The sequence below is a fragment of the Microbacterium sp. KNMS genome, from assembly GCF_053851835.1.
This window is the reverse complement of record NZ_JBSQBP010000025.1, coordinates 58,357-71,235: the sequence shown is the minus strand read 5'-3', so window position 1 is coordinate 71,235 and position 12,879 is coordinate 58,357. Positions and strand designations below refer to the sequence as shown.

Below are 12,879 nucleotides of genomic sequence, written 5' to 3'. Positions count from 1 at the left end.
GGAATGGACCAGCCCCGCCGGACACACCTACACCGAGAAACCACCCCCGCGGGTCCGCGCGGAAGCGACCCCGAACCCGCTCATCGCCGACGCCCTCGCCCGCAAGCACGAACGCGAACAGGAGCGCGGGCAGGAACAGCGCCAGCGCGAACGCGAGCGCGAGCGCGAACAGCACCAGCGGGAACGCGAACAGCACCAGCGGGAACGCGAACAGCACCAGCGCGAGCAGGAGGAGCGGGAGCGGGAGCGGCGGCTGCACCTCGAGATCGAGCAGGACATCCAGGAATGGTTCCGCCACTACTGGACAACCCCCGAATACCTCGCCCAAGCCCTTCTCGATGCCGACGACATCGCCCACCACGAAGACCTCGACCACGGCGCGGACGCCCGATTCACCCTCGAACCCGCCTGAGCGAGACACCATCGGATGTGCGGCGGGTCCGGGTTCAATCAGGGAGGAGAGCCCCGGGAGCGGGCGCCGTCCTCGCGATCACCTGCCGCGGGCCCCGGAAGCGTGCCCGGCCGCTTATTCGCCGCCGCCTCCACCGCCTCCTCCGCCGTCGCCGCCGTCCCCGCCGCCGTCCCCGCCGCCTCCACCGCCGTCGCCGCCTCCGCCGTCGCCCCCGCTGCCGTCGCCGCCGTCTCCGCCGCCGTCGCCCCATCCGCCGTCGGTCGAGCTCCAGAGGCCCGCGTCTTCGGCCCACGTGAGCGCGATGCCGCCGCCCACCACGGCGGTGACGCCGTCCACGACGTGCCGTTGCTTCGGTGCGGTCCGCAGGACCTTCAGCGCACTCAGCGGCACGACGCGTCCCAGAGGCCAGCAGACCTCACGCTGTCGGTCGACCGTGATGACCGCGCTCGATCGCGAGCGCGTGTTGACGAGATAGCCCTCGATGCGCGCGGGAACGGCAGGAGGCATCAGCGCGCGGTCGCCCAGCACCGCCACTCGGGTCTCTCCGGCGAGGGCGCGAGCGAGCGCGGTGTCGGGGTCGAGGTGCTCGATCGTGCCCGCGATGACGACGCCCGATGGGCGGCCCCGCATGCCCATGCGACGCACGTCATCCTCGGCGACGCCGAGGATCAGATCCGGACGCCTGCGGTCGGCGTCGAACCCGTGCAGCACTCGCCACCGGCGGAGCCGGCTCACCGCGCGTCGCCCCGCGAGGATGAGCACAAGCAGAGGCCCCGCGAGCGTCAGCACGACGAGCAAGAGCCACAGCAGGAGGCCCATGGGCACAGCCATCCACTCCTGCTGCTCGGGGATCGAGCGCATGAGCTGATCGGTCCAGACGCCGGGCACGAGGATGGCGCCGTCGGTCGCCTGGATCACGCCGCGACTGAACCAGCCCATCCACGCGACCATCCCGAGGCAGAGCAGGATCGGGGGCAGGGCACGCCACAGAGACCGGCGTGCCGCTCGGTCGAGCAGGGATCGGTCCATCGCGTGTCCTCCTCACCGCCATCTTGGCCCATGACGAGGAGGGATCGGTCCGATGACCTCCTCACACCACCCGAACACCGGCCCGCCAGACGGCGGACGTGAGCGGCATGCCGGGGCGATAGGCGAGGTGGCTGACCGATGGTGCATCGAGCAGCTGGAAGTCGGCGCGTGCGCCGGGCGCGACCACGCCGAGGCGCGGGCGGCCCGGTCGGTCAACGTGGCGGTCGAGCGCGATCGCTCCCCCGAGAGTCGCGGCGCGCACGGCCTCCTCGATGGTGAGCCCCATCTGCAGGACGGCCGTCGCGACGCAGAACGCCATTGAGGATGTGTACGACGTGCCGGGGTTGCAGTTGCTCGCGATCGCGACGACCGCCCCGGCGTCGATGAGTCGACGGGCGGGCGCGAGCGGCATGCGCGTAGAGAGGTCGCAGGCCGGGAGCACGGTCGCGACGGTGCCGCGCCCGTCGCCCTGCCACGTCTCCGCGAGTGCCTCCACGTCATCGTCGGTCAGGAAGCCGAGGTGGTCGACGCTCAGCGCTCCGTGCTCCACGGCGATCCGCACGCCGTCGCCGTGCCCGAGCTGATTGCCGTGCACGTGAGCGGCGAGTCCTCGCGCCGTCGCGGCGGCGAGCACGCGAGCACTCTCCTCCGCCGAGAACGCGCCGCGCTCGCAGAACACGTCGACGGCCGTCACCCATGGCGCGACCGCATCGAGCATCGGCCCGGTCACGAGTTCGAGGTACTCGACCCGGTCCGCACACTCCGGGACGACGTGCGCCCCGAGGAAGGTGACCTCGTCGACCGCCTCCGCGGCGATCCGCGCCGATCGAACCTCGTCGTCGACCGTGAGCCCGTAGCCGGTCTTCGTCTCGAGAGCGGTCGTGCCGCCCGCGCGCGCCTCGGCGACGAGCCGTGCGATGCCCGCGCGCAGCTCGTCGTCGGAGGCAGCTCGCGTGGCCGACACCGTCGCGTTGATGCCGCCGGCGGCATACGGCTGGCCCGCCATGCGCGACTCGAACTCGGCGGACCGGTCGCCCGCGAACACGAGATGCGTGTGGGAGTCGACCCACCCCGGCAGCGCGGCTCGACCATCCGCATCGACGCGCTCGTCGGCGTCGGGTGCGTCTGCGGCCGACCCGACCCACGCGAACCGGTCGCCGTCGATCACGACCGCGGCGTCGCGCAGGCGCGGGCCCTCGTTCGTCGTGAGCTCGCGGATGCCCGTGACGAGGATGCTGCCCATGTCAGTCCCGCACGACCGGCGTGAGCGGGATGCGCACGCCGCGCTCGGCGGCCACGTCGACCGCTCGTCGGTAGCCGGCGTCGACGTGGCGGATGACGCCCATCCCGGGGTCGTTGGTGAGCAGGCGCGCGAGCTTCTCCGCCGCGAGCGGCGTGCCATCCGCGACGCCCACCTGCCCTGCGTGGATCGAGCGCCCGATGCCGACGCCGCCCCCGTGATGCAGCGACACCCAGGTGGCGCCCGACGAGGCGGCGGTGAGGGCGTTGAGGAGCGGCCAGTCGGCGATCGCGTCGGATCCGTCGAGCATCGACTCCGTCTCGCGGTAGGGCGACGCGACCGAGCCCGAGTCGAGGTGATCGCGGCCGATGACGATCGGCGCCGAGATCTCCCCCGAGGCGACGAGCTCGTTGAAACGCAGCCCCGCCTTCGCCCGGTCGCCGTAGCCGAGCCAGCAGATGCGGGCGGGCAGGCCCTCGAACTCGACGCGCTCCTGCGCGGCGGTGATCCAGCGGCGCAGGTGCGCATCCTCGGGGAACAGCTCGAGGATGGCGCGGTCCGTGACCTCGATGTCGCGCGGGTCGCCCGACAGCGCGGCCCAGCGGAACGGGCCGAGACCCTCGCAGAAGAGCGGGCGGATGTAGGCCGGCACGAACCCGGGGAAGGCGAACGCGCGCTCGTACCCGGCCTGGCGGGCCTCGTCTCGGATGGAGTTGCCGTAGTCGAAGACCTCGGCACCCGCATCCTGGAACCCCACCATCGCCTCGACCTGGGCCGCCATCGATGCGCGAGCGCGCTCGGTGAAGCCCTCGGGGTCGGCCGCGGCGGCGTCGTGCCACTCCTCGACGGACATGCCGACGGGCAGATACGACAGGGGGTCGTGCGCGGAGGTCTGGTCGGTGACGATGTCGATCGCGACGCCGCGGCGCAGCAGCTCGGGGAAGACCTCGGCCGCGTTGCCGACGACGCCGATCGAGAGCGCGCGGCGCTGCTCCTTCGCCTCGAGGGCGACCGCGACGGCGGTGTCGAGGTCGGCCTCGACGCGGTCGAGGTAGCGCTTGCCGACGCGACGGCGCAGACGCGTCTCGTCGACGTCGACGACGAGGCAGACGCCCTCGTTGAGGGTGACCGCGAGCGGCTGAGCGCCGCCCATCCCGCCGCAGCCTCCCGTGAGCGTGAGCGTTCCGGCGAGCGTCCCGCCGAAGCGCTTGCGGGCGACGGCGGCGAACGTCTCGAACGTTCCCTGCAGGATGCCCTGCGTGCCGATGTAGATCCAGGAGCCGGCCGTCATCTGCCCGTACATCGTGAGGCCCTCGGCCTCGAGGCGGCGGAACTCGGGCCACGTCGCCCAGTCGCCGACGAGGTGCGAGTTCGCGATGAGCACGCGCGGCGCCCACGGGTTCGTGCGGAAGATGCCGACCGGCTTGCCGGACTGCACGAGAAGCGTCTCGTCATCCTCGAGATCGGTGAGCGCCGCCGTGATCGCGTCGAACGCCTCCCAGCTGCGCGCGGCGCGCCCGGTTCCGCCGTAGACGACGAGGTCGTCGGGCCGCTCGGCGACCTCGGGGTCGAGGTTGTTGTGCAGCATGCGCAGCGGGGCTTCGGTCTGCCAGCTCTTCGCCGTCAGGGTGGTGCCGCGCTGTGCGCGGACGGGGCGTGCGCCGGGGAGCGTCATCGTCGGGGCCTCTCTCTCGAGCCGGGGTCTGCCTCGATCCAATCCCGCGACGGCCCGCGCGACAACGGGGAACGCGACGGCCCCGTCTGGAATCCCAGACGGGGCCGTCGCGTCGCGTCACGGCGCTCGAGGAGGCAGCGGGATGGGCGCTGTCGCGTCCTCGAGGTCGGGCGCCGATCGCCCCTGCTCGCGGACGAACAGCGTGTACGCCAGCCAGAGGACGGCCAGCCACACCGCGCCCACCATGAGCGCGGGCCGCGTGTCGGGCACGATGCCGAGCACGACGACGACGAACAGCACGAAGGCGATCGCCGCGTAGGAGGCCGCCGGCCAGAGCGGGACGGGGAACTCCGACGGAAGCCGGCCCTCCCGCGCGATCGCGTGCTTCATGCGCACGTGCGACAGCAGGATCATGAGCCACACCCACACCGTGGCGAACGTCGCGACCGATGCGATGAGGAGGAACGCCTGCTCGGGGATCACCGCGTTGAGGACGACGCCGACGAGCAGCGTCGCCATGAGGATGAGGACAGGGAAGATCGGGACACCCTGGCGGGAGGTCTTCCGGAAGATCGCGGGCGCCTGCCCCTGCTGCGCGAGGCCGAACATCATGCGACCCGCGCCGAAGATGTCGGAGTTGATGGCCGACACCGCGGCCGTGATGACGACGGCGTTGAGGAGGTGCGGCGCGAACGGGATCCCGAGGGTCGTGAAGATCGAGACGAAGGGGCTCGCCTCGCCCGTGATCGACGTCCACGGCACGAGCATCATGATGACCCCGAGCGTGAGCACGTAGAAGAGGAGGATGCGCAGCGGCACGGTGTTGATCGCCTGCGGCAGCACGCGCTTGGGATCCTGGGCCTCCCCGGCCGTGACGCCGATGATCTCGATGCCGCCGAACGCGAACATGACCACCGCGAGGCTCGCGATGAGCCCGCCGAAGCCCTCGGGGGCGAAGCCGCCGTGGCTCCACAGGTTCGCGATGCCGGAGGCGTTCTCCTCCTGGTTGCCGAGCCCGAACGTGATGATGGCGATGCCGCCCACGATCATCGCGATGATCGCCGAGACCTTGACGAGCGAGAACCAGAACTCCAGCTCTCCGAACACCTTCACGCTCAGCAGGTTGAGCGCGCCGATGAAGAGGATGATCGAGAGCACCCAGATCCAGCGCGGCACGTCGGGGAACCAGAAGCCCATGTAGATGCCGAACGCCGTCACGTCGGCGAGGCACACGATCACCATCTCGAACGCGTACGTCCATCCCGTCACGAAGCCCGCGAGCGGGCCGAGGTAGCGGGCGGCGTACTGGCCGAAGGAGCCCGCGACGGGATGGCGGACCGCCATCTCGCCGAGCGCGCGCATCACCATGAAGACGGCGGCGCCGCCGACGATGTACGCGAGGAGCACGGCGGGTCCCGCGGACTGGATGGCCGCGGACGACCCGTAGAAGAGGCCGGTCCCGATCGCGGAGCCGAGCGCCATGAAGCGCACGTGCCGGGCGGAGAGCCCGCGGCGGAGGGTGTGCGCGGAAGCGGTCGCGGCGGGCGCGTGCGTGGCAGAGGTGTCAGACATCGTCGTCTCCATTCTCCTCGGTCGGGCTAGCGTCCGGCGACGCCCGCGAGCGCCTCCAGGACGAGCGTCGCGACGAGACGCACGGTGCGCCCGTCGGGGGTGTCCGCGGTCGCATCGACCTCGGTGAGGTCGAGCGATCGCACGCGGGGGTCGCGCGTGACGCGTCGGACGGCCCTGCGCAGCTCGGCGGCCGAGAGGCCGCCGGGCAAGGAAGCCGGGCAGGCGGGGGCGACCGCGCGGTCGCAGACATCGACATCGACGTCGACGTGGACCGCGCCGCCGCCCGCGCCCGCGATCGCGAGCGCCTCGTCGACGACGTCGGCGATCGGGCGATCGTGCAGGGCATCGCGCGGGATGACGGTGATCCCGAGCTCCTGCGCCCTCCGCGCGTACGCGAGCGAGTTCGCGAAGTCGGCGATGCCGATCTGCACGACGCGCCGCCCGTCGAGCCCGGCCTCGATGAGGCGCCGGACGGGGGAGCCGTTGCTGATCCCGTCGCGCAGGTCGTGATGCGCGTCGAAGGTGATGAGGCCGGCCGACGCGATGCCGTCGCCCCACGCGCCGAGTGCCGCGGGGACCGTCGCCGCGTTGTCGCCGCCCAGTGCGATGACGAGCCGTGCGCGATCCGCGAGCGCGCGGACGGCCGCGACGGCGGCGTCCTCATCGCGGCCGTGGTCGGGCTCGGCGATGTCGCCCGCGTCGACGATGCGCAGCGCCTCGTCGAGGTCGACGGCGCCCCTGCCCTCCACGTGCGCGAGGGCCGAGTAGCGGCGCAGCGCGTCGCGCACCGCCGATGGCGTCGCGTCCGCGTGCGTCGGCGAGAGCGAGGTGCGCCGCGTCGGGAGCCCGATGAGGGCGGCGTCCGCCTCCGCGCCGTCGGGGCGCGGCCATCCGCCCGTGCGCGGCCAGAGGGGATCGTGCGAGAGGGCGGGGGAGGGCTGATCGCTCATGGCGTCACGGTACCCACGGGCGGTGCGGGGCGAACCGCCGCCCCGCACATCGTCGTCTGGGATCCCAGAGCGCATCGTCTGGGATCCCAGACGGCAGGAGGCGCTCGGTGCTGTCCGCCGGCGCGGACGTGACGTTCCATGGAGGGATGACCGCCTCGCACGCCCTCCGCTCCATCTCGCTCGGCTCCGCGGGCCTCCGCCCGGACGACGTCGTCGCCGTGGCCCGAGACGGCGCGCCCGTCCATCTCTCGGAGCAGGCGCTCCGCGACATGGCGGAGAGCCGCGCGCTCATCGACGACCTCGCACACGACGCGCTCCCGCACTACGGCGTCTCGACGGGCTTCGGCGCCCTCGCCACCGTGCAGATCCCGCGCGAGAAGCGTCGGCAGCTGCAGCGCAGCCTCGTGCGATCGCACGCGGCCGGAACCGGCGAGGAGGTCGAGCGCGAGGTGGTCCGCGCGCTCATGCTCCTGCGTCTCGACACCCTCGCGACGGGCCGCACGGGCGCTCGCCCGATCGTCGCCGAGACCTACGCTCAGGTGCTCAACGCAGGGCTCACGCCCGTCGTGCACGAGTACGGCTCGCTCGGCTGCTCGGGCGACCTGTCGCCGCTCGCGCACTGCGCCCTCGCCATCATGGGCGAGGGCACCGTGCGCGATGCGGCCGGCGAGCTGCGCGACGCGGGCGATGCCCTCGAGGAGGCGGGCATCGCCCCCGTCGTGCTGGAGGAGAAGGAGGGCCTCGCCCTCATCAACGGCACCGACGGGATGCTCGGCACGCTCCTGCTCGCGCTGCACGACCTCGAGGCGCTCCTGCGCGTGGCCGACGTCGCGGCCGCCGCGAGCGTCGAGGCGCTCCGCGGGACCGACTCCGTGTTCGCCGCGGATCTGCAGGAGCTGCGCCCGCACCCCGGGCAGGCCGCCGCGGCCGCGAACATGGCGCGGGTGCTGGCCGACTCGGGACTCGTCTCCCGGCGGGTGAGCGGCGAGTTCACGCGCGTGCAGGACGCGTACTCCCTGCGCTGCGCTCCGCAGGTGCACGGCGCCGCGCGCGACACGGCGGCGCATGCGGCCTCGGTCGCCCGCATCGAGCTCGGCAGCGCGATCGACAATCCGGTGGTGACCCGCGACGGGCGCGTCGAGTCGAACGGCAACTTCCACGGGGCGCCCGTCGGGTACGTGCTCGACTTCCTCGCGATCGCCGCGGCCGACGTCGCGTCGATGTCGGAGCGCCGGACCGACCGCTTCCTCGACGTCGCGCGCAACCACGGCCTCCCGCCGTTCCTCGCCGCCGACCCGGGGCTCGACTCGGGCCTCATGATCGCGCAGTACACGGCCGCGGGCATCGTCTCCGAGATGAAGCGGCTCGCGGTCCCCGCCTCGGTCGACTCCATCCCGTCCTCGGCGATGCAGGAGGATCACGTCGCGATGGGATGGGCCGCCGCGCGCAAGCTGCGCCGCTCGATCGACGGCCTCGCGCGCGTGCTCGCGATCGAGCTGCTCACCGCGACGCGCGCCCTCGACTTCCGCCTCGCCGCCGGCGAGGGCGAGCCGGGCGCGGCCACCCGCGCGCTGCACGCTCTCTTCCGCACCGACATCGCCGCGCCCGACACCGACGCCTTCACGTCGCCCGACATCCAGGCGGCGGTCGCGCACGTGCAGTCGGGCCGCGTGCTCGCGGCGGTCGAGACGGCGATCGGCGCGCTCGCGTAGCCTCGACCTCGATGTCAGAGTCGTCCCGCGTTCCCGCGTTCGAGAACGGGCTGCGCATCCTCGACCTGCTCGCGCGCGCGAGCGGGCCGCTCCAGGCCGCGACGATCGCGCAGCGCCTGGAGCTGCCCCGCTCGACGGTCTACCACCTTCTGAACGTCGCCGAGCGGGCGGGATACGTCATGCGGCTGCCCGACGAGAGCCGATACGGGCTCGGCATCGCGGCTGTCGACCTCGGCAGCTCCTATGCGCGCACGGACCCGCTCGCCCGCCTCGGCCGCGTGCACGTCGCTCGCCTGGTCGACCGGATCGGGCTCAGCGCGCATCTCGCGGTCCTGCACGGGCGCGAGGTGCTCTACATCGTCGAGATCCGCGCGAAGCACGCACCCGACCTCGTCACGGCCGTCGACGTCCGCCTGCCGGCCCAGCTGACCGCGAGCGGGCGGGCCATCCTCGCGGCGCTGCCCAAGGCGCAGCTGCGCGCGCTGTACCCCGATGCGCGGGCCTTCGTGCAGCGGCATGCCGAGACGCCCGCCGTGACGACCTACGCCGAGCTGCGCCGGGTGCTCGAGGAGGGGCGCCTGCGCGGATGGGCCGAGGAGACCGGAGACGTCACCCCGGGGCTGTCATCGGTCGCGGTCCCCGTGCTCGATCACCGCGGATGGCCCGTGGCCGCGATCGCGATCACGTATCCGGACGCGTCGGTCGCGCCCGAGCGCCTGCCGGCGCTCGTCGACGACGCCCGCTCGGTGGCGGAGGAGATCTCGCGCCGCATCCACGGCGCGCCGCGCGACGCCTAGGCTGGACCCGTGGACACAGCAGCGCAGCGGGTCGTCATCACGGGGAGCAGCGGGAAGCTGGGGCGCGCGGTCGTCGCGCACTTCGCCGAGCACGGGTACGCGGTGACCGCGGTCGACCGCGTGCGGCCCGCCTCGCTGCCGGAGGGGGCGCGGTTCCTGCAGGCCGACCTCAGCGACTACGGGCAGGCGGTCCAGGTGCTCACGCACGTCGACGAGCACTACGGCGCGCTTCCCGTCGGGTCGGGCCGCGGCGTCGACGCGCTCGTGCACCTCGCCGCGATCCCGGCGCCCGGCCTGCTGCCCGACGCCGCGACCTTCGCGAACAACACGGCGATCACCTACAACCTCTTCTCCGCGGCACGGCTCGCCGGCATCCGCCGCGTGGTGTTCGCATCGAGTGAGACCCTCCTCGGGCTGTCGTTCGCCGACACCCCTCCGCCGTACCTCCCCGTCGATGAGGAGTACGCCGTCCGGCCGCAGACGTCCTACTCCCTCGGGAAGGCGGTCGACGAGGAGCTCGCCCGCCACTTCGCCCGCTGGTGCCCCGATGCGGGCTTCCTCGGCCTGCGGTTCTCGAACGTGATGGACCCCGAGGACTACGCGCGCTTCCCCGGGTTCGACGCCGACCCGTCCGAGCGCTCGTGGAACGCGTGGGGCTACATCGACGCGCGCGACGGCGCGCTCGCCTGCCGCCTCGCGGTCGAGAGCGGCATCGTCGGCGCGGAGAACTTCGTCATCGCGGCGGCCGACACGGTGATGTCGCGGGGCTCGGCCGAGCTCGCCGCCGAGGTGTTCCCCGAGGTGCCGGTGCGCGGCGAGGTCGCGGGCACGCAGACCCTGCTGTCGATCGAGAAGGCGCGCCGCCTGCTGGGCTTCGAGCCGCAGCACTCCTGGCGCGGCTAGCCTCGGCCGGACACGTCGACGACGCGCTCTCCGCGGATGACCGGCGCGAGGGCGCCGGCCGTGGCGGCTGCGAGGTCGTCGCGGAGGCGGCCGAGCTCGGCGGCCGGCGTCCAGAGCTCGAAGGTCGCGTGCGTCGCATAGGAGGTCTCGCCGAGCGTCGCGCCGTGGTGCGCGGCCCACTCGCGCAGCAGGTTGTCGATGCGGCCCGCGTCGCCGTGCGGCACCGCGACCGTCACCTGCGTGAGCGCCTCCCGGCGCACGGGCGCGGCGAGGTCGAGCGCCTCCGACACAGCAGAGGAGTACGCGCGGACGAGCCCGCCCGCCCCGAGCTTGATCCCGCCGAAGTAGCGGGTGACGACCGCGACCACGTCGGTGAGGTCGCGGCGTCGCAGCACCTCCAGCATGGGGATCCCCGCCGTGCCCGACGGCTCGCCGTCGTCGGATGACCGCGCCTGGTCGCCGAGGACGCCGGTCACCATCGCGACGCAGTGGTGGCGGGCATCCCACGCGCGCCGGCGCGCGGCGGCGATGACCTCCTCCGCCTCCTGCGGCGAGGAGACCGGCGCGACCTGGGCGATGAAGCGCGACTTCCGCTCGACGAGCTCGTGCTCGACGGGCGCCGCGATGGTCGACGGATAGCGGCGGCTCACGGGGCGGCCGTCGCCCGGACGGTGTCGATCAGCGACGCCGCGAGGGCGCCCGCCGCGTCGCGGTCTCCGCGCGCGATGGCGTCGGCGAGAGCGCGATGGGCGTCGCCCACCTCGCGCGGCTCGGGGAGGGCGCTCGTCTCGGCGATCGAGTGGGTCACGAGCCCCGCCATCGCCTCGTGGAGGCGCGCCAGCAGGGGGTTGCCGCTCGCCTCGATCACCGCCCGGTGGAAGGCCGCGTCGGCCGCGACGCAGGCGTCGAGGTCGCCCGCCTCGTGCGCGCGCATCCGCTCGACGAGGGCGCGCTCGATCGCCGGGCCCGCGGTCTCGGGGATGGCCGCGGCGGCGCGCGCGGCGGCGGCCTCGAGCCCGGCCCGCGCCTCGAAGACGTGGTCGATCGACACCTCGTCCCGCGCGAGCAGCACGGGGAGCTCGTCGGACGCGCGCACGTAGGTGCCGTCGCCCACGCGCGGCTCGAGGAGTCCCGCGACGCTCAGCGCGCGCAGCGCCTCGCGGACCGTGCCGCGGCTCACGTCCAGATCCTCTGCGAGCTGGATCTCGCCCGGGATCCGCGACCCCACCGGCCACGCGCCCGACACGATGAGCGCGCGGAACTGCTCGGTGACCTGCACGACGAGCGGGGCCTGCCGGATCGGCGCGTTGAGCGGCATCGCGATACCTCCTCCCGTCGAGCGTACCGGCGTCGCCGGCGTCCGGCTGGCGCGCGACGGCCAGATGTCCTACATTTGCACAGATGAACGAGGGCATGCGCAGAACTGGCTGGATGGCCGCTCTCGTCTTCCTCGTCGCGCTCTGCCTGCGCCCCGCGATCACGGCCGTCGGCCCGGTCCTCGGCGGCATCGGCGCGGAGACCGGGCTCGGGGAGGGTGCGCTCGGCCTGCTCTCGGCCCTGCCCCTCCTCGCCTTCGCCGCGGTGTCGCCGCTTGTGCACCGGATGGCGACGCGCTTCGGAGACGACAGGGCCGTGCTCGTCGCGCTCATCGTCCTCGTGGGCGCGACGCTCGTGCGCTCCTACGCGGGCGACGTCGGGCTGTGGGTCGGCACGTTCGCCGTGGGCGCCGCGGTCGCGGTCGGCAACGTGCTCACCCCGGTTCTCGTCAAGCGCGACTACCCGACGCGCATCTCCCTCGCGACCGGGTTCTACACGGCGTTCCTCACGTTCGCGGCGGGCGCCGGCTCGGCGCTCTCCGTGCCGCTCGCGCACCTCGTGGACTGGCGGTTCTCGCTCGTCGTGTGGGGCGGACTCGCGCTCGTCGTCGCGCTCGCGTGGCTGCCGCGGGTGGCTGGCCCCTCGTCGCATGCGCGCTCGCTCGATCCCGTTCCCGTGCCGCACCATCCGAGCATCTGGCGCTGGGGCACGGCGTGGCTCGCGACGGCGTACATGGGGCTGCAGTCCACGACGTTCTACGTCGTCGTCACGTGGCTGCCGACGATCGAGGGCACGTGGGGCGTGCCCGCCGCGACGGCCGGCCTGCACCTCTCCGTCGTGCTCCTCCTCGGCATCGCAGGCGGCCTGCTCATCCCGCGCCTGCTGCGCGATGGCGTCGACCAGGGCCCGGGGATGGTCGTGGCGACGGCTCCGCTCGCGATCGGGACGCTCGGCCTGCTCGTGTGGCCCGGCGCCCTGTACCTGTGGCTCGCGCTCCTCGGTCTCGCGCAGGGCGCATCGCTCGTGGCGGCGCTGACGATGCTCAGCCTGCGTGCGCGCAGCCACGGCGAGGCGGCGAAGCTGTCGGGCATGGCGCAGTCGCTCGGCTACCTGCTCGCGGCCGCCGGCCCGTTCGCCGCGGGCTTCCTCGCCGAGCGCACGGGCAGCTGGGCGCCGACCCTCGCGCTGCTCGTCGGGCTCACCGCGATCCAGACCGCGATCGGCTTCGTGCTGGGCCGCGGCGGCCGCCGCTGAGCAGAACGATGATCGGCC

Annotated in this window: 12 protein-coding genes; 5 read left to right on the top strand and 7 right to left on the bottom strand. The window is 73.4% G+C overall.

Annotated features, from left to right (window positions below):
- On the top strand, positions 1 to 412 hold a 412-nt coding region (locus ACWXWW_RS14735; RefSeq protein ID WP_455970585.1), incomplete at its 5' end, for a hypothetical protein.
- Positions 413 to 526: 114 nt separating this feature from the next.
- On the opposite strand, the gene ACWXWW_RS14730 is transcribed toward ACWXWW_RS14735, so the two are convergent.
- From ACWXWW_RS14730 to ACWXWW_RS14710, 5 genes are all read right to left on the bottom strand, one after another.
- Positions 527 to 1,441 (bottom strand): hypothetical protein, encoded by a 915-nt coding sequence (locus ACWXWW_RS14730; protein WP_455970584.1) that lies wholly within the window; start codon positions 1,439 to 1,441, stop codon positions 527 to 529.
- Positions 1,442 to 1,502: 61 nt separating this feature from the next.
- Positions 1,503 to 2,684 carry an imidazolonepropionase gene (gene hutI, locus ACWXWW_RS14725; protein ID WP_455970582.1) on the bottom strand — a complete coding sequence of 394 codons (1,182 nt, stop codon included), beginning with the start codon at positions 2,682 to 2,684 and terminating at the stop codon, positions 1,503 to 1,505.
- A 1-nt stretch (position 2,685) separates the two neighbouring features.
- The gene (gene hutU / locus ACWXWW_RS14720) at positions 2,686 to 4,356 is read right to left on the bottom strand and encodes a urocanate hydratase (protein ID WP_455970581.1); all 1,671 of its coding nucleotides are present in this window, start codon (positions 4,354 to 4,356) and stop codon (positions 2,686 to 2,688) included.
- Between the two features lie 117 nt (positions 4,357 to 4,473).
- A complete protein-coding gene (locus tag ACWXWW_RS14715; protein WP_271173225.1) occupies positions 4,474 to 5,928 on the bottom strand; it encodes an amino acid permease in 1,455 nt (484 codons plus the stop codon).
- Positions 5,929 to 5,954: 26 nt separating this feature from the next.
- Complete coding sequence (locus ACWXWW_RS14710; protein WP_455970580.1) at positions 5,955 to 6,878, bottom strand: arginase family protein; 924 nt, start codon at positions 6,876 to 6,878, stop codon at positions 5,955 to 5,957.
- A 146-nt stretch (positions 6,879 to 7,024) separates the two neighbouring features.
- Here ACWXWW_RS14710 and hutH point away from each other — a divergent pair, with 146 nt between their 5' ends.
- From hutH to ACWXWW_RS14695, 3 genes are read left to right on the top strand one after another with little or no spacing between them, the layout of a single operon-like run.
- Positions 7,025 to 8,590, top strand: coding sequence for a histidine ammonia-lyase (gene hutH, locus ACWXWW_RS14705; protein WP_455970578.1), 1,566 nt, complete (start codon positions 7,025 to 7,027; stop codon positions 8,588 to 8,590).
- Between the two features lie 11 nt (positions 8,591 to 8,601).
- Positions 8,602 to 9,387 carry an IclR family transcriptional regulator gene (locus ACWXWW_RS14700; protein WP_324012606.1) on the top strand — a complete coding sequence of 262 codons (786 nt, stop codon included), beginning with the start codon at positions 8,602 to 8,604 and terminating at the stop codon, positions 9,385 to 9,387.
- 9 nt (positions 9,388 to 9,396) lie between these two features.
- A complete protein-coding gene (locus ACWXWW_RS14695) occupies positions 9,397 to 10,290 on the top strand; it encodes an NAD-dependent epimerase/dehydratase family protein (protein ID WP_421076338.1) in 894 nt (297 codons plus the stop codon).
- Here the strand turns inward: ACWXWW_RS14695 and ACWXWW_RS14690 are convergent.
- Both ACWXWW_RS14690 and ACWXWW_RS14685 read right to left on the bottom strand, forming a co-directional pair.
- A complete protein-coding gene (locus ACWXWW_RS14690; RefSeq protein WP_455970576.1) occupies positions 10,287 to 10,940 on the bottom strand; it encodes an IMPACT family protein in 654 nt (217 codons plus the stop codon). The two genes, ACWXWW_RS14695 and ACWXWW_RS14690, sit on opposite strands and share 4 nt — an antisense overlap.
- Entirely contained in the window at positions 10,937 to 11,608 is a 672-nt protein-coding gene (locus ACWXWW_RS14685; RefSeq protein WP_421076340.1) for a FadR/GntR family transcriptional regulator, read from the bottom strand. The genes ACWXWW_RS14690 and ACWXWW_RS14685 overlap by 4 nt, the downstream gene beginning before the upstream one ends.
- 83 nt (positions 11,609 to 11,691) lie before the next feature.
- Here ACWXWW_RS14685 and ACWXWW_RS14680 point away from each other — a divergent pair, with 83 nt between their 5' ends.
- Complete coding sequence (locus ACWXWW_RS14680; RefSeq protein ID WP_324012598.1) at positions 11,692 to 12,861, top strand: MFS transporter; 1,170 nt, start codon at positions 11,692 to 11,694, stop codon at positions 12,859 to 12,861.
- The last annotated feature ends 18 nt before the right edge of the window (positions 12,862 to 12,879 follow it).